Annotated in this window: 15 protein-coding genes; 10 read left to right on the top strand and 5 right to left on the bottom strand. The window is 60.3% G+C overall.

The genetic code is table 11. The features are described 5' to 3' along the window. The first annotated feature begins 74 nt into the window (after positions 1 to 74). The 10 genes from B5M06_RS11890 to B5M06_RS11845 all read left to right on the top strand — a co-directional run bounded on the left by B5M06_RS11890 (position 75) and on the right by B5M06_RS11845 (position 9,289). A complete protein-coding gene (locus tag B5M06_RS11890; RefSeq protein WP_054067619.1) occupies positions 75 to 1,070 on the top strand; it encodes a bile acid:sodium symporter family protein in 996 nt (331 codons plus the stop codon). 149 nt (positions 1,071 to 1,219) lie between these two features. Next, complete coding sequence (locus B5M06_RS11885) at positions 1,220 to 1,576, top strand: ComEA family DNA-binding protein (RefSeq protein WP_054067618.1); 357 nt, start codon at positions 1,220 to 1,222, stop codon at positions 1,574 to 1,576. Positions 1,577 to 1,706: 130 nt separating this feature from the next. Further along, positions 1,707 to 4,637: a monovalent cation/H+ antiporter subunit A gene (locus B5M06_RS11880; RefSeq protein ID WP_054067617.1), complete on the top strand. Its 2,931-nt coding sequence runs from the start codon at positions 1,707 to 1,709 to the stop codon at positions 4,635 to 4,637. Beyond that, the gene (locus B5M06_RS11875; protein ID WP_054067616.1) at positions 4,637 to 5,002 is read left to right on the top strand and encodes a Na+/H+ antiporter subunit C; all 366 of its coding nucleotides are present in this window, start codon (positions 4,637 to 4,639) and stop codon (positions 5,000 to 5,002) included. The genes B5M06_RS11880 and B5M06_RS11875 overlap by 1 nt, the downstream gene beginning before the upstream one ends. Beyond that, a complete protein-coding gene (locus tag B5M06_RS11870; RefSeq protein WP_054067615.1) occupies positions 4,999 to 6,705 on the top strand; it encodes a monovalent cation/H+ antiporter subunit D in 1,707 nt (568 codons plus the stop codon). Before B5M06_RS11875 ends, B5M06_RS11870 begins: the two co-directional genes overlap by 4 nt. Next, positions 6,702 to 7,193, top strand: coding sequence for a Na+/H+ antiporter subunit E (locus tag B5M06_RS11865; protein ID WP_054067614.1), 492 nt, complete (start codon positions 6,702 to 6,704; stop codon positions 7,191 to 7,193). Before B5M06_RS11870 ends, B5M06_RS11865 begins: the two co-directional genes overlap by 4 nt. After that, positions 7,190 to 7,468, top strand: coding sequence for a K+/H+ antiporter subunit F (locus tag B5M06_RS11860; protein WP_054067613.1), 279 nt, complete (start codon positions 7,190 to 7,192; stop codon positions 7,466 to 7,468). Before B5M06_RS11865 ends, B5M06_RS11860 begins: the two co-directional genes overlap by 4 nt. Continuing rightward, positions 7,465 to 7,887: a monovalent cation/H(+) antiporter subunit G gene (locus tag B5M06_RS11855; RefSeq protein ID WP_054067612.1), complete on the top strand. Its 423-nt coding sequence runs from the start codon at positions 7,465 to 7,467 to the stop codon at positions 7,885 to 7,887. Before B5M06_RS11860 ends, B5M06_RS11855 begins: the two co-directional genes overlap by 4 nt. 44 nt (positions 7,888 to 7,931) lie before the next feature. Continuing rightward, positions 7,932 to 8,306, top strand: a complete 375-nt coding sequence (gene crcB, locus B5M06_RS11850; protein WP_054067611.1) for a fluoride efflux transporter CrcB — start codon at positions 7,932 to 7,934, stop codon at positions 8,304 to 8,306. A 98-nt stretch (positions 8,307 to 8,404) separates the two neighbouring features. Further along, positions 8,405 to 9,289 carry an LOG family protein gene (locus B5M06_RS11845; protein ID WP_054067610.1) on the top strand — a complete coding sequence of 295 codons (885 nt, stop codon included), beginning with the start codon at positions 8,405 to 8,407 and terminating at the stop codon, positions 9,287 to 9,289. A gap of 61 nt (positions 9,290 to 9,350) precedes the next feature. On the opposite strand, the gene B5M06_RS11840 is transcribed toward B5M06_RS11845, so the two are convergent. From B5M06_RS11840 to pncB, 5 genes are all read right to left on the bottom strand, one after another. Then, positions 9,351 to 10,562 (bottom strand): MFS transporter, encoded by a 1,212-nt coding sequence (locus tag B5M06_RS11840; protein ID WP_054067609.1) that lies wholly within the window; start codon positions 10,560 to 10,562, stop codon positions 9,351 to 9,353. 7 nt (positions 10,563 to 10,569) lie between these two features. Beyond that, a complete protein-coding gene (locus B5M06_RS11835) occupies positions 10,570 to 11,982 on the bottom strand; it encodes a DNA recombination protein RmuC (RefSeq protein WP_054067608.1) in 1,413 nt (470 codons plus the stop codon). A gap of 83 nt (positions 11,983 to 12,065) precedes the next feature. Then, positions 12,066 to 13,076 (bottom strand): 2-hydroxyacid dehydrogenase, encoded by a 1,011-nt coding sequence (locus B5M06_RS11830; RefSeq protein WP_054067607.1) that lies wholly within the window; start codon positions 13,074 to 13,076, stop codon positions 12,066 to 12,068. A 4-nt stretch (positions 13,077 to 13,080) separates the two neighbouring features. Next, the gene (locus B5M06_RS11825) at positions 13,081 to 14,493 is read right to left on the bottom strand and encodes a sodium:proton antiporter (RefSeq protein WP_054067606.1); all 1,413 of its coding nucleotides are present in this window, start codon (positions 14,491 to 14,493) and stop codon (positions 13,081 to 13,083) included. Continuing rightward, positions 14,490 to 15,704: a nicotinate phosphoribosyltransferase gene (gene pncB, locus B5M06_RS11820; RefSeq protein ID WP_054067605.1), complete on the bottom strand. Its 1,215-nt coding sequence runs from the start codon at positions 15,702 to 15,704 to the stop codon at positions 14,490 to 14,492. The genes B5M06_RS11825 and pncB overlap by 4 nt, the downstream gene beginning before the upstream one ends. Between the last annotated feature and the right edge of the window lie 14 nt (positions 15,705 to 15,718).

Genomic DNA, 15,718 nt, shown 5'->3' with positions numbered 1-15,718 from the left:
GTTACCTCCGTATCGGCAGCTTGCAGCAAATATTTAGCACTTTTTACTCCGCAATCACAGGAGTCCATCCAGCGATGAGCCTTTTCCAACGTCTGAGACCTGACAACTTCACCATCGCCCTGGCAGCCACTGTCCTATTAGCCAGTGTGCTTCCTGCTTCCGGCCAGTTTGGCGACATCCTGGACAAGATCACCAGCGGCGTCATCGTGATGCTGTTCTTCCTGCACGGCAGCAAGCTCTCGCGCAGCGCCATCTGGGCCGGCATCAGCCACTGGCGGCTGCATCTGGTGGTCACCCTCACCACCTTTGCCTTTTTCCCGCTGCTGGGCTGGCTGGCACAGCCATTACTCAGACAGTTGCTGCCAAGCGAGCTGGTATTTGGCGTACTGTTCCTGTGCACCCTGCCTGCAACGGTGCAGTCTGCCATTGCACTGACCACGCTCTCTCGCGGCAATATTCCAGCAGCCATCTGCAGTGCCTCTGGCTCCACGCTGATGGGTATTGTGTTTACGCCGCTGCTGGTGGGTATTTTGCTGGCGCAGGACGCCAGCATTGGCAATCCGCTCGAATCCATAGGCAAGATCGCACTGCAACTGCTGCTGCCCTTTGCACTGGGCCACTGGCTGCGCCCCTGGACCTCTGGCTGGCTGCAAAAAGCTGGCAGCAACATCAAGCTGCTCGATCAGGGTTCGATCTTGCTGGTGGTCTATGCCGCGTTCAGCGGCTCCGTAGTCGCAGGCTTGTGGAAGCAACTGCCCCTGAGCGCCCTGCTCATGCTGCTGCTGGTCTGCGCAGGTTTGCTGATGTGCGCCATGTCCTGGTGTGTCTGGATCAGCCGCCGCCTGGGCTTTGACGCCAGCGATGAGGCCTGCATCTTGTTTTGTGGGGCTCAGAAAAGCCTGGTCAGCGGCATTCCGATTGCCAACGTCCTGTTTCCTGCAGCCATCGTCGGCCCCATGGTTCTGCCCATCATGCTGTTTCACCCCATGCAGCTGATGGTGTCCGCCGTCATTGCTGCGCGTTACGGGAAAAATGCCGAAAAACGCACCAATTTACGCAAAAATGATTGACCCACAAGGCCATTAAACCGGATCTGTGCCGATCAGCCAGAAACCAGGCAGACCCCATACCATTTGATGTCACAGCTTCTTAACATGCAGGCTGCACGGCACACGTGCTTCTGTTTCCACAACGTTCCGTAACGGAGGGAGATATTCGCATGCTCAAGAAACTGCTTGTTTTGTTTACTGCGCTGTATGCCACACTGGCCATGGCGGCCGTCGATGCCAACAAAGCCTCGGCCGATGAGCTGACCTCAGTCAAAGGCATTGGTCCGGCGACCGCCTCTCACATCGTCGAAGCACGCCAGCAAGGACAGTTCAGGAACTGGGATGACTTTATTGCGCGCGTCAAAGGTGTTGCGCACACATCTGCAGCCAAACTGTCTGAAGCCGGGCTGACCATCAACGGACAGACCTATGGCGCCACGCAAAAGGCCACCCAACAGAGCAACAAGCCTGCAGAAAAATCCGCAAAACCCGCACAAAGTGCAGGCAAAAAACCAGAAAAAAGCTAGTTTTCTCCATTATGCTTAGTACACGCCCGCCGATGGCGGGTTTTTTTGTTCCCAAATTTCCTAGCGTGCGTGCCCCACACGCTTTATTTCGTTCCATACGCAAAGATATCTGGCCCTTGAATACACATTCATGCCTCTGATCTCCCTCATACTTCTCCCTTTCATTGGCAGCGTTCTGGCTGCCGTATTGCCTGCTAACGCGCGAAATACCGAGTCCACGCTGGCCGGCATCATTGCGCTGGTCTGTACTGTTCAGGCCGCCATGCTGTTTCCAGAAGTGGCAGATGGCGGTGTCATACGCCAGGAGCTGGTGTGGCTGCCGGCTCTGGGTCTGAACTTCGTCGTGCGTATGGACGGTTTTGCCTGGATGTTCAGCATGCTGGTGCTGGGCATAGGCTCCCTGGTGGTGCTGTATGCGCGCTACTACATGTCGCCAGCAGACCCCGTCCCGCGCTTTTTCTCGTTTTTGCTGGCTTTCATGGGGGCAATGTCGGGCGTCGTGCTGTCCGGCAACATCATCCAGCTGGTGTTCTTCTGGGAACTGACCAGCCTGTTTTCCTTCCTGCTGATTGGCTACTGGCACCACCGCAAGGATGCCCGCCGCGGTGCACGCATGGCACTGACCGTCACGGGTACTGGTGGTCTGTGCATGTTCGCAGGCATGCTGATTCTTGGTCATATCGTGGGCAGCTATGACCTGGAGAATGTGCTGGCAGCTGGTGAGCAAGTGCGTTCGCACGAGCTTTACACCCCGATGCTGGTGCTGATCCTGCTGGGTGCACTGTCCAAGAGCGCGCAGTTCCCCTTCCATTTCTGGCTGCCGCATGCCATGGCAGCTCCCACCCCCGTTTCGTCCTACCTGCACTCGGCCACCATGGTCAAGGCTGGCGTGTTTCTGATGGCCCGACTGTGGCCCGTGCTGTCCGGCACCGATCAATGGTTCTGGATTGTGGGCGGTGCTGGTGTGGCCACCTTGCTGCTCGGTGGCTTTCTGGCCATGTTCCAGCGTGACCTCAAAGGCTTGCTGGCTTACTCCACGATTTCGCACCTGGGTCTGATTACCCTGATGCTGGGCCTGAACAGCGCCTTGGCCGCTGTGGCGGCCGTGTTCCACATCATGAACCATGCCACCTTCAAGGCGTCCTTGTTCATGGCAACAGGTATCGTGGACCACGAAAGCGGCACACGTGACATGAACCGCCTCTCCGGCCTGCGCAAGATGATGCCCATTACGGCCACCCTGGCCTGTGTGGCCAGTGCGGCCATGGCGGGGGTGCCACTGCTCAACGGTTTCCTGTCCAAGGAAATGTTCTTCGCAGAAACCGTGTTTGTGGATGCTGACCACTGGGTACGCGTAGCCCTGCCTCTGGCCGCCACGATTGCCGGCATGTTCAGCGTAGCCTATTCGCTGTGCTTTACGGTGGATGTGTTCTTTGGTCCCAAGGCTACAGATCTGCCACGCAAGCCCCACGAGCCGCCCCACTGGATGCGCGTCCCCGTGGAGCTGCTGGTGCTGATCTGCTTGCTGGTGGGCATCTTCCCTGCCTGGACTGTAGGTGCTTTCCTGAACGCCGCCGCCTTGCCGGTCGTTGGTGGCAATCTGCCCTACTTCAGTCTGGCGGTCTGGCACGGCATCAATACACCGCTGATCATGAGTATCGTCGCCCTGCTGGGCGGCGTGGTGCTCTACATGGCCTTGCGCTGGCTGCGCAAGCAGGAAGTGCTGGGTGACGAGGCACCACTGTTTTCACGCATCGATGGCCAGCGCGTATTCGAGAACCTGCTGGCCCGCACCACCTTGCTGGCGCGTGACACACGCCGCCTGCTCAATACGCAGCGTCTGCAATGGCAAATGCTGTGGCTGGTGCTGATTGCGCTGCTCGCCGGAACGCTGCCGCTGTGGCTGCAGGGGCTCACGATTGGTCATCGCGCCAATCTGCCACTATCACCCGCCTTTGTGCTGCTCTGGGTCATCGGCTGTGCCTGTGCCCTGGGCGCGGCATGGAAAGCCAAGTACCACCGAATGGCAGCGCTGATCATGCTTGGTGGCTCGGGCCTTTGCACCTGCATCACCTTCCTGTGGTTCTCTGCCCCTGACCTGGCGCTGACCCAGCTGGTCGTGGAAGTGGTTACCACCGTGCTGATTCTGCTGGGCCTGCGCTGGCTGCCCAAGCGCGACAAAAACCTGCAGGCGCCTGCCCTGTCTACTGATCTGACCGTGCGTGCACGCCGTTTGCGTGACTTGCTGATCGCGCTGGCCGCAGGCGGCGGTGTGGGCTGGCTGGCCTTCACCATGATGAGCCGCCCCTTCCCGGAAAGCACCTCAACTTTCTTCCTGGAGCGCGCCCTGTCTGAAGGTGGTGGCACCAACGTCGTCAATGTGATGCTGGTGGACTTCCGCGGCTTCGATACCTTTGGCGAAATCGTGGTGCTGGGCATTGTGGCGCTGACTGTCTATGCCCTGCTGCGCCGCTTCCGCCCTGCACGTGAGACCATGGATTTGCCCGAGCAGCAGCGCTACATTCCGGGTGACCTGCAGACGGATCTGGTCAACCCCCGCAATGCAGCCGACACTGCCGTGGGCTACCTGATGGTGCCTGCTGTGCTGGTGCGCCTGCTGCTGCCTTTTGCCACCATGGTCTCCATCTATCTGTTCATCCGTGGCCACAACGAACCTGGCGGCGGCTTTGTGGCTGGGCTGGTGTTCTCCGTAGCACTGCTGCTGCAGTACATCATCTCTGGCACGCAATGGGTCGAGGCGCATATGCCGCTGTACCCACGCCGCTGGATTGGTCTGGGGCTGCTGTTTGCGCTCTTGACGGGCCTGGGTGCCATTACCGCAGGCTATCCCTTCCTGACCAGTCACACCTTCCACTTCAGCCTGCCATGGATCGGGCAGATCCACCTGGCCAGCGCTACCTTCTTTGACATAGGAGTATTTACCTTGGTTGTGGGTTCTACCCTGCTGATCTTGACCGCCATTGCCCACCAGTCCGTGCGCGGCCATCGCTATCACGCACGCATGCAAGAAGAGCAAGCAGCTCAGGAAGGAGGCCGCTGATGGAAACCGTACTCGCTATTGCCATTGGCGTGCTGGCCGGCTCCGGCGTATGGCTGCTGCTGCGCCCACGTACCTTTCAGGTCATTGTGGGCCTGTCGCTGCTGTCCTATGCCGTCAACCTGTTCATCTTCAGCATGGGGCGTGAAGGTCTGGCCATCGACAAGGAACCCGTGCTGCGCCCCGGCGTGCCAGAAACACTGGCGCACTATGCGGACCCCATGCCACAGGCCCTGGTGCTGACAGCTATCGTGATCGGCTTTGCCATGACGGCACTGTTCCTCGTCGTGCTGCTGGCTTCGCGTGGCATGTCGGGCACCGACCATGTGGACGGCGTGAAGTCGCGTGACGTGCAGGAGATGCCATGAGCTTGATCCTGCAATGGCTGGCATCGCTGATGCCACACCTCATGCTTGGCCCCATCTTGCTGCCCATGCTGGCTGCAGCGCTGATGCTGTTGCTGCGCGAAGAGCGCCTGACCATCAAGATGGTGATGAACGTGGGCGCTACCGCGCTTGGCCTGCTTATCTCCATTGCCTTGCTGCTGTGGACCAACCAGTCGGGCTCCACCAGCACCATGGGCGTTTATCTGGGCAGCAACTGGCCTGCGCCCTTTGGCATTGTGCTGGCCGTAGACCGGCTCACCGCCCTCATGCTGGTGCTGACCTACAGCATTGCGCTGGCGGCCAGTCTGTTTGCGACCGCACGCTGGCACAAGGCGGGGGTACATTTCCACCCGCTGTTCCAGCTGCAGCTCATGGGTCTGAGCGGTGCTTTCCTGACGGCCGACCTGTTCAACCTGTTCGTCTTCTTTGAAATCATGCTGGCAGCTTCCTACGGGCTGCTGCTGCATGGATCGGGCCGCCAACGCGTGCAGTCGGGTCTGCACTACATCGCCATCAATCTGGCAGCTTCCTCGCTGTTCCTGATTGGTGTGTCCATGCTCTACGGCATTACCGGCACGCTGAACATGGCGGACCTGGCACAGGCCATTCCCAATGTGTCTGATGCAGACCGCGGGCTGCTGCACACGGCAGCCGCCGTGCTGGCTACGGCCTTTCTGATCAAGGCTGCCGTCTGGCCGCTGAACTTCTGGCTGGTACCCGCCTACAGTGCAGCCACCGCCCCTGCAGGTGCGCTGTTTGCGCTGATGACCAAGGTGGGCATCTACACCATCTTGCGGCTGTGGACGCTGATGTTCTCGAGCGAAGCTGGTGACTCTGCCCTGTTTGGCGCCATGTGGCTGATTGCAGGCGGCATGATCACCATGATCTTTGGCGGCATTGGCATGCTGTCTGCTACACGCCTGACGCACCTGGCCGGTTACGCAGCCATTCTGTCTTCCGGCACGCTGCTGGCGGCCATTGGCTTTAACCAGAACATGCTCACAGCCGGTCTGCTGTATTACCTGCCCAGCTCCACACTGGCCGTGGCCATTCTGTTCATGCTGGCCGACATCATGGATCGCTGGCGCAATGACGGCAACGTAGACATTGACGATGAGGAAGCGCCCTTCCTCAACTCAGAGCTGGTGCCTGCCCAGAACATCAACCTCGACGAAAACGAGCAGGTGCTGATCGGCCGCGCCATTCCAGCGTCTGCCGCCTTCCTGGGTCTGGCTTTCATCATGTGCACGCTGGTGGTCTCCGGCCTGCCTCCGCTGTCCGGTTTTATCGGCAAGTTCGCCATGCTCAGCAATCTGATCAACCCTGTGGGGCTGGGTCAGTCTGCGGGCTACCAGGCAGGCTACTGGGGCTGGGTGCTGATGGTGCTGATGATCAGCACCGGACTGATGGCACTGATTGCACTGACCCGTGCTGGCATCCGCCACTTCTGGGCCACGCACGAACGCGACACGCCTGAACTGCGCGTGGCCGAAGGTCTGCCCATTGCCGCGCTGATGGCGCTGTGCATCATCCTGACCGTCAAGGCCGATGCCGTGATGCAGTTCACCCAGAGCACGGCCAATGCCCTGCACTCGCCCGGCACCTATATCCAGGCAGTCATGGGTACCCGCCCTGTTCCCAACCCTGTTGCTGCTCCTACGAAGGAACCAGGAGTTCAGCCATGATGAAGCTACTCTTTCCTGCCCCTCTGCTGTCGATTGCCCTGTTCATTCTGTGGCTGCTGCTGAACCACTCAGTCAGCCGTGGTCACATCGTGCTGGGCGCCATTCTGGGCCTGTTGATTCCCATCATCACGCGCGGCCTGCGTCCTCTGCCAGTGCGTGTGCGTCACCCATGGACCATCTTCAAGCTGTTCTGTACCGTGGTGGTGGACACCTCGATCTCGAACTTTCAGGTCGTGCGCTTTTTGCTGTTCCCATCGCTGCGCAGGCATCCAGCAGCCTTTGTGCACATTCCGCTGGAGCTCAAAGACCCCAACGCACTGGCCGTGCTGTCCATGATCACCTGCATCACGCCGGGCACTGCCTGGGCTGAGATTTCGCGCGACCGCTCCATGCTGCTCATGCATGTACTGGAAGTCGATGACCCACAACAGGTGATCGACCATGTCAAAAACAGTTACGAACGTCCTTTGATGGAGATTTTCGAATGAGTCAATGGCTGGTCTGGGTGCTGTCGGTCGCCCTTTTCATGCTTGTGCTGGCCATGTCCTTCACCCTGGTTCGCCTGTACCGTGGCCCTTCTGCACAGGATCGCGTGCTGGCACTGGACTGCATGTACCTCAATGGCATGCTGGTCATGCTGGTGCTGGGCATTCTCTATGGCTCGTCCATGTACTTTGAAGCCGCACTGCTGATTGCGCTGTTTGGCTGCGTGGGCTCAACCGCCATGGCCAAGTTCCTGCTGCGTGGCGAGGTGATCGAATGAACGAATTTGTCCTGCCCCTGTGGGCTGAGATTCTGATTGCCGTGCTGGTGCTCGGCGGCGCTCTCATCGCTCTGCTGGGCTCCCTCGGCCTGATGCGGCTGGAGAGCTATTTCGAGCGCGTACACACGCCCTCCATCATTGCCACCATGGGCTGCTGGCTGATCATGTGGGCCACCTTTGTGTTCTTCAGCGCTACCGGTCAGGGACTGGCACTGCACGCCCTGCTGATTGCCATCTTCATTGCTGTGACCGTGCCTATCACCACCATCTTTCTGATGCGTGCAGCCCTGTTCCGTGCACGCCGTGCCGGACAGAACGTGCCTCCCAGTGTCAGCCGCATTGTTCCCAATGCGCCTCAAACGGCAGAGGAAGCAGAGGCAGAGTCCACCGCGGAAGCTAAACAAAAAATGAGCGCCTAGCGCTTGCTGCACAAGGCTTAGAGGCTTTTTTAACGCTCAAAGTCATGCTTGCCGTTCTTGCCATCTGTACCGGAGCCAGCCTGGGCGCATTGCTACGCTGGCAACTGGGCCTGTGGCTCACTGCCCCGGGGCAACTACCCTGGGGCACCTTGGCCGCCAATGCCATCGGTGGCTATGGCATTGGGCTGGCCATTGCATGGCTGGATGCCTCACCCCAGCTCGACCCAGTCTGGCGGCTGGCCATCATCACTGGCTTTCTGGGCGCACTGACCACCTTCTCCTCTTTCTCGGCCGAGGTCGTCGGCCTGCTGCAGGCGCAGCGCTGGGGCATGGCCATAGCCTGGGCGGCAGCGCATCTGTTCGCCTCCCTGCTGCTCACTATCACAGGCATCTACACCGTGCAGCAGGCACTGCGTTAATGGAAGGGCCCGCCCTCTTGCTGCCGTGCAAGCGCTGAAAGCTCGCTGCAATCTGCGAAGATCAGCACCTGTTTCCGTGAAAGTGCGACTGGATATCTATGGACTCAAAAACCTCTTTGCATGCGCGTTCTCTGGCTGAAGATCTGGCTCCCCTGAATGCACCTGCAGCGGTGCGTGACACCACCACGGCCGACCCTCTGCTGCCCGATGCCTACCGTCTGGCCTTTGCCGACCCCGAATTCATGGCTCGCCGTGAGGTACGCGGCATCCGCTTCCAGCTGGAACTGCTCAAGCCTGATCTGGGGCAGAAAGCCCTGGGCATTGAGCACACGGTTGTCGTCTATGGCAGCGCACGTTTTGTGGATGCACAGGCGGCTCAGGCTCGCCTTGCCGAGGCCCAGGCCAGCGGTGATCCTGCAAAGATCAAGGCCGCAGAGCGCGACATGCGCAATGCCACCCGCTATGAAAACGCCCGCGCCTTTGCACGCATGGTGGCCGAGTACAGCGAACGCCACCCCGAAGACCAGCGCCTGTATATCGCCACAGGTGGCGGCCCCGGCATCATGGAAGCTGCCAACCGCGGCGCCCACGAAGCAGGTGCCATGAACGTAGGCCTGAACATCCTGCTGCCGCACGAGCAGCAGGGCAACCCCTACATCACGCCTGAGCTGTGCTTCAAGTTCCACTACTTTGCACTGCGCAAGATGCACTTCATGATGCGTGCCAAGGCGCTGGTGGCCTTCCCCGGTGGCTTTGGCACCATGGACGAACTGTTCGAAGTGCTGACCCTGGTGCAGACCACCAAGGTCAAGGCCGTGCCCATCATCCTGTTTGACAGCCAGTTCTGGAAGCAGCTGTTCAACTTTGACCTGCTGGTCGAAGAAGGCATGATCTCGCCCCAGGACGTGAAGTTGTTCCACCTGGTAGACACGCCCGAAGCGGCATGGCAGGTCATCAAGGACTTCTACCAGCTGCCTGATTAATCCAGCAGCAAGCCCCCTCGCAAAACAGGCAGCCCAAGGCTGCCTGTTTTTATTTCTGTTTCTATTTCTGCTGCAACGCCTTGGCTGCCTGATGCTTGAGCGCCGGCAGATCCTGCTGTCCCAGCAGCCATGGCAGGCGCGAACAGGCGCCGACCACGCCGCCAACCGCCCAGAACAGAGCTCCCACACCGACGACAGTGCCAATAGAGCCAAACAGCATGGGCATGAGCACGCTGGAGCCGTTGATGGCCATCATGCGCAGGCCCAGTGCCTCGCCCTGGCGGTGCGCTGGCGTGACCATGTGGATCATGCTCATCACCATGGGCTGCACCGAGCCCAGCACAAAGCCCAGACACACCGAGCAGGCCATCATGGCCAGGGCGCTGGGCATCAGGGGATAGATGCAGAACAGCATGCAGGCGCCGATCATGGCAGTCATGACTACCTTCCACTCGGTGATGCGCTCAGACACAAAAGGAATCAGCAGGCGCACGGCAGCAGCAGCGATCGCAAATGCACCAAGGATGGAGCCAATCGCCGAGGCAGACAGACCGCGTTCATGCCCCAGAATCGGCACAACAAAGGTATGCACATCCCAGCATGAGGACAGCGCCCAGTTCATCAGCAGCAGGCGGCGAAAGCCCTGACTTTGCAGCATGTCCCAGGCTGTACTTTTCTTGCTGCCTGCAGGCTTGGGCTCTGGCTTGGTTTCCTGCAGGGTACGCACCCACAGCCAGGCACTCAGCGGCAGCAGTGCCAGCAGCAGAAAAGCTGCGCGAAAGCCCACATCGCTGGCTGCCTCACCGCCTGCATAGTCAATCAGCAAGCCAGCCAGAAACGGCCCCAGAAAGTTGGAGGCCGCTGGGCCAATGGCCAGCCAGCTGAACATCTTGCGCAGCATGACCTGGTCTTTGGCCTCGCGCCCCACATGGCGCTGCAGGGCGATCAGAGCCGAGCCAGAAGCTCCCCCGCTGCACAGCGCCGCAAAGCACAGCACGGGGTAGATAGGGAACATTACCGCCGCACCTGCGCCGATGCTGGCGACCGTGACGCTGATGGCCAGCGGCCGCTTGAGGCCGTGGCGGTCGGCATAGCGCCCGGCAGGCAGGGACAGAAACACCTGCGTCAGCGCAAACAGAGCCAGCAGAAAACCGACGGCCGCCGGGCTATAGCCTTCGCGCAGCGCCAGCAATGGCGTTGCCATGCGCATGCCCGTCATGCAGGCGTGCACGGAGATTTGCGCCAGGATCAGGCGCAGCAATGTCCAGGTCACTTGACTGTTACTCGTCGTCTAAATCAGCCGCTGCAGTTGGCGTATCGAGGCTGTGCAGCGGCAATGAGGAGGAATGGGCAACTGCATCCGGCAGCTCCTGTACGGTGCGCAGACGACGCTGGATGGCACGCGTGCGCACATCCACCTGCTCAAACTTGCGGGCCGCCGCATCAATCGACTTGCGCGTGGCCTCTACCACTTCACCAAACTTGGCAAACTCGGTCTTCACCTGGCCCAGCACGCCCCACACCTCGGAGGAACGCTTTTCAATGGCCAGCGTCTTGAAGCCCATCTGCAGACTGTTGAGCATGGCCGCCAGATTGGCAGGCCCCGTAATCACTACGCGGCTGTCATTTTGCACCGCTTCCACCAACCCTGGTCGCCGCAGCACTTCCGCAAACAGCCCTTCCGAAGGCAGGTACATGACGGCGAAATCGGTGGTGAATGGCGGGGACACGTACTTGGCAGCAATCTTTTTGGCCTCGTTGCGGATGGAACTTTCCAGCGCATTGCCCAGCGCCACCATGGCCACTTTGTCGCCCGCATCCCAGGCGTCCTGCAGGCGCTGGTAGTGCTCGACCGGGTATTTGGCATCGATCGGCAGCCACACGGGGTGCTCACCATCGCGCCCCGGCAGGCGAATGGCAAATTCCACGAGTTCATCACTGCCCGGCACGGTCTTGACGTTGCGTGCGTACTGCTCGGGCGTGAGCACGTTGTCAATGATGGCGCCCAGCTGCACTTCGCCCCAGGTGCCGCGCGACTTCACATTGGTCATCACGCGCTTCAAGTCGCCCACGCTGCTGGCTAGCGACTGCATCTCGCCCAGCCCCTTGTGCACCTGCTCGAGCCGGTCGCTGACCAGCTTGAAAGATTCGCCCAAGCGCTGCTCCAGCGTGGCGTGGAGTTTTTCGTCCACCGTGCGGCGCATTTCTTCGAGCTTGGCAGCGTTGTCCGACTGGATACTAGCCAGCCGCTCGTTCAAGGTGCCGCGCAGCTGCTCGGCCGTCTGGTGGTTGTCCTGGTTCAGACGCTGCAGCTGCTGGGCCAACGCCTGCTGCAGCGCCGTGAACTGCTGCTGCAGCTCCACGCGGCTTTGGCGTGCTTCACCCAGCTGGCGTACCATGTGGCTGTCCACCAGCTGGCGCAGGCTGTCTGCGGCGGTGGCCTGGTTCTGACTCAGGCTGTGCACCAGCCCCTGCACCTGCTGGCCCATGGCGACCAGCGCGCCATCGTTCTTGCTCAGCGCCATCTGTATGTGCTGCTGTGCGCGCTCGACCAGCTCCAGGCGCTCCAGCAGATCCAGATCGGCAGGCACGGGCCGGGGGCGCAGCCACATCAGAGCCAGCAGCGCCACCACCACCAGCAGCAGAACAAGCACTGCCCACAGTAAAACCTCCACAGCAACTCCTTGAACCATAGCTGCCAGCGCTTGCTATTGCTTGTTTTCAGATAGTTTTCTATCTGAAATGCTTATATATTCAGCGCTAGCAGCTATTGTTTTTATGCAACCCAGCGCACAGCGCGCGCCCTGCCATCCGGCGTATTGACCGGCGTGCGCGGTGCCTGCCCGCCCAGTACGGCAACCAGATTGTCTGCCGCCAGCTGTGCCATCCGGATGCGCGTAGGCACGGTGGCGCTGGCGATATGCGGGGTCAGCACCACATTGGGCACGGTCAGCAGATCGGGATGCACCTTGGGCTCGCCCTCGAACACATCCAGGCCTGCAGCGGCAATGCGCTGCGCCTTGAGGGCCTGCGCCAGCGCTGCATCGTCCACAATGCCGCCGCGTGCAATATTGATCAGCGTGGCCGTGGGCTTCATCAGCGCGATTTCTGCCGCTCCAATGGTGTGGTGGTTCTCTGGCGTGTAAGGCAGCACCAGCACCACATGGTCGGCCGTGCGCAGCAGCTCTTCCTTGCTCACATAGCGGGCCTTGCACTCGGCTTCCAGCTCGGGCGTAAGACGCGAGCGGTTGTGATAGATCACCTGCATGCCAAAGCCATGCGTGCCGCGCTTGGCAATCCCCTGGCCGATGCGGCCCATGCCGATGATGCCCAGCGTGCTGCCGTGTACTTCGCAGCCCGTGAACATGTCGTAGCTCCACTTGCTCCATTGGCCAGCGCGCAGGAAATGCTCGCTTTCCGTGATGCGCCGGGCTGTCGCCATCAGCAATGCAAAACCAAAGTCTGCCGTGGTTTCGGTCAGCACATCAGGCGCATTCGTGCCCTGCACGCCAGCGGCAGTCATGGCGGCGACATCAAAATTGTTGTAGCCCACCGCCATATTCGCCACCACTTTCAGCTGCGGGCAGGCAGCCAGCAGCTGCGCATCGATGCGCTCCGTGCCCGTGGTCAGTACACCATCCATGCCCTGCAGCCTGGCGATGAGTTCATCATGGCTCCAGACGGTATCGTCTTCATTCGTCTGCAGCACAAAGTGCTGCTGCAAAAATTGGAGCACCTGCGGTGGAATCGCACGTGCCACCAGCACACGGGGTTTGGAAGTTGTCATAGCGTCAGAACCAGATCAGCGTCATCACCACAAACAGCGGCAGCAAAATGCAGCCGGACCACAGCAGATAGCCAAAGAAGCTGGGCATGGCCACGCCACGGTCTTCGGCAATGGCCTTGACCATGAGGTTGGGCGCATTGCCGATATAGGAGTTCGCCCCCATGAACACAGCACCGGCGGAAATGGCAATCAGCGTGGGGGCCATGCTGCCCATCAGCGTCACAGGGTCACCGCCTGCGGTATTGAAGAACACCAGATAGGTGGGCGCGTTGTCCAGGAAGGAAGACAGCGCACCGGTGGCCCAGAAGTACATGGCGTTGTTGGGCGAACCATCGGGCTCAGTCACGGCACGCACAATGGCGGCAAACGGGCCATCCACCCCAGCCTTGAGCATGGCGATGACGGGAATGATCGTCAGGAAAATGCCCGCAAACAGCTTGGCCACTTCCTGCATGGGGCCCCAGCCGAACTGGTTGCTCTCATGCACCGCCTTGGGCGTGAGCGCCAGCGACACCAGCGCCACCACAATCAGGCCCACATCACGCACCAGTCCGGGCAGACCGACGGGCGTGCCTGCCACGTCAAACACCACGTCCGACTTCCACATGCCGCTGAGCAGCACCAGGCCCACCACGGCGCCCAGCAGGATGAAGTTGAACTTGCCATCAAAACCCAGGGCCTCGCGGGCCTGATCGCTCACAGGCTCTGGCAGCTTGTTGTCGTCATGGCGGCTGATCCAGGTGTCCAGCACAAAGAACATCAGCAGCAGCACACCGACCAGAAACAAGGCATGGGGCCAGATGTGCAGCAGCGTCCAGCTGAAGTCCACACCCTTCAGAAAGCCCAGGAACAGCGGAGGATCACCCAGCGGCGTGAGCGAGCCACCGGCGTTGGAGACGATGAAGATGAAGAACACCACAATGTGCACCACCTTGCTGCGGTGTGCATTGGCGCGAATCAGCGGGCGAATCAGGAGCATGGAGGCACCCGTGGTGCCCATGAAGCTGGCCAGCACTGCACCAAGTGCCAGAATGCCGGTGTTCAGCAATGGCGTGCCCGTGAGCGAGCCGCGAATGTAAATGCCGCCTGCCACCACATACAGCGCGGTGAGCAAAATCACAAATGGCAGGTATTCGGCCAGCAGCGCATGCACAAAGTTCACGGCTGCCGCACCCGCGCCATGCGTGATGACCAGCGGAATCAGAAAAGCCAGCGACCATGCGGCCGTTACCTTGCCAAAGTGGTGGTGCCAGAAATTGGGCAGCAGCAAAGGCATCAGCGCAATCGACAGCAGCAAGCCCGCAAAAGGCACGGCCCACAGCACGCTCAGGCTGGCGCCATCGAGCTCGGCCGCCTGCGCCAGCGCGGGCAGTGCCATACACAAAACTGCTGCAGCAGCAGATCGCACACACTTCATTCGTTGGTCTCCTCTGGAATCTCAAACACCTGGCGCAGATAGGCCAGGTACTTCTGGTCGTCACACATGCTCTTGCCGGGTGTATCCGACAATTTGGCCACGGGCTGACCATTGCAGCGCGTCATCTTGATGACGACCTGCAGCGGCTCATAACCCAGGTCATTGGTCAGGTTGGTACCAATGCCAAAGGCCAGCTGGCAGCGCCCATGAAAGCGCTGGTACAGCTCAATGGTGCGGGGAATGGTCAGCGCATCGCTGAAGATCAGCGTCTTGTTCAGCGGATCGACGCGGTTTTTGCGGTAGTGCTCCAGCATGCGCTCACCCCAGACAAAGGGGTCGCCGCTGTCATGGCGCGCACCGTCAAACAGCTTGCAGAAATACAGGTCAAAGTCGCGCAGAAAGGCTTCCATGCCATAGACATCCGACAGCGCAATGCCCAGATCGCCCCGGTACTCCTTGGCCCAAGCTTCCAGTCCGAAGATCTGGCTGTCACGCAGCCGGGGGCCCAGCGCCTGGCAGGCCTGCAGAAACTCATGTGCCATGGTGCCCAGCGGCGTAATGCCCAGACGCATGGCATACAGCACATTGCTGGTGCCGGCAAACTGCCCCGGTCCGTGGCCCGGCTCCGGGCGCTGAGCACCCGTGCCCAGCTTGGCGCACAGCACGCGCAGCACTTCTTCATGCCAGGCTCGGCTGAAGCGCCGGCGCGTGCCGTAGTCGGCAATTTTCAGGCCTTCCAGACCTTCACCGCGCAGCAGCGCGATTTTCTCGTCCAGCCGCCTGCGCCCTTCCATGAAGTCGGGCACGGGCTGGGTATTACGGAAATACACCTCGTTGACGATGGCCAGCACCGGAATCTCAAACGGGATCACGTGCAGCCAGGGGCCCTTAATGGAAATATCAATCTCGCCGTTATCCAGCGGTGTGATCGTGATGTATTTCTCGTTGAGCCGGAACAGGCTCAGAAAGTCCACAAAGTCGCTTTTGACAAAGCGCAGCGAACGCAGATAGGCCAGCTCCGCTTCCTGAAACTGCAGCTGGCACAGCGCGCGCACCTCGTCACGGATTTCCTGCACATAGGGCGCAAGCTGCACGCCGGGATTGCGGCATTTGAACTTGTATTCCACCTGCGCGCCCGGAAACTGGTGCAGCACCGCCTGCATCATGGTGAACTTGTACAGGTCGGTATCGAGCAGACTGGTAATGATCATGGGTGTGCGCGAAA

This window comes from Comamonas kerstersii (assembly GCF_002056725.1).
GTDB lineage: Bacteria > Pseudomonadota > Gammaproteobacteria > Burkholderiales > Burkholderiaceae_C > Comamonas > Comamonas kerstersii.
This window is presented reverse-complemented; position numbering and strand designations above follow the sequence as displayed.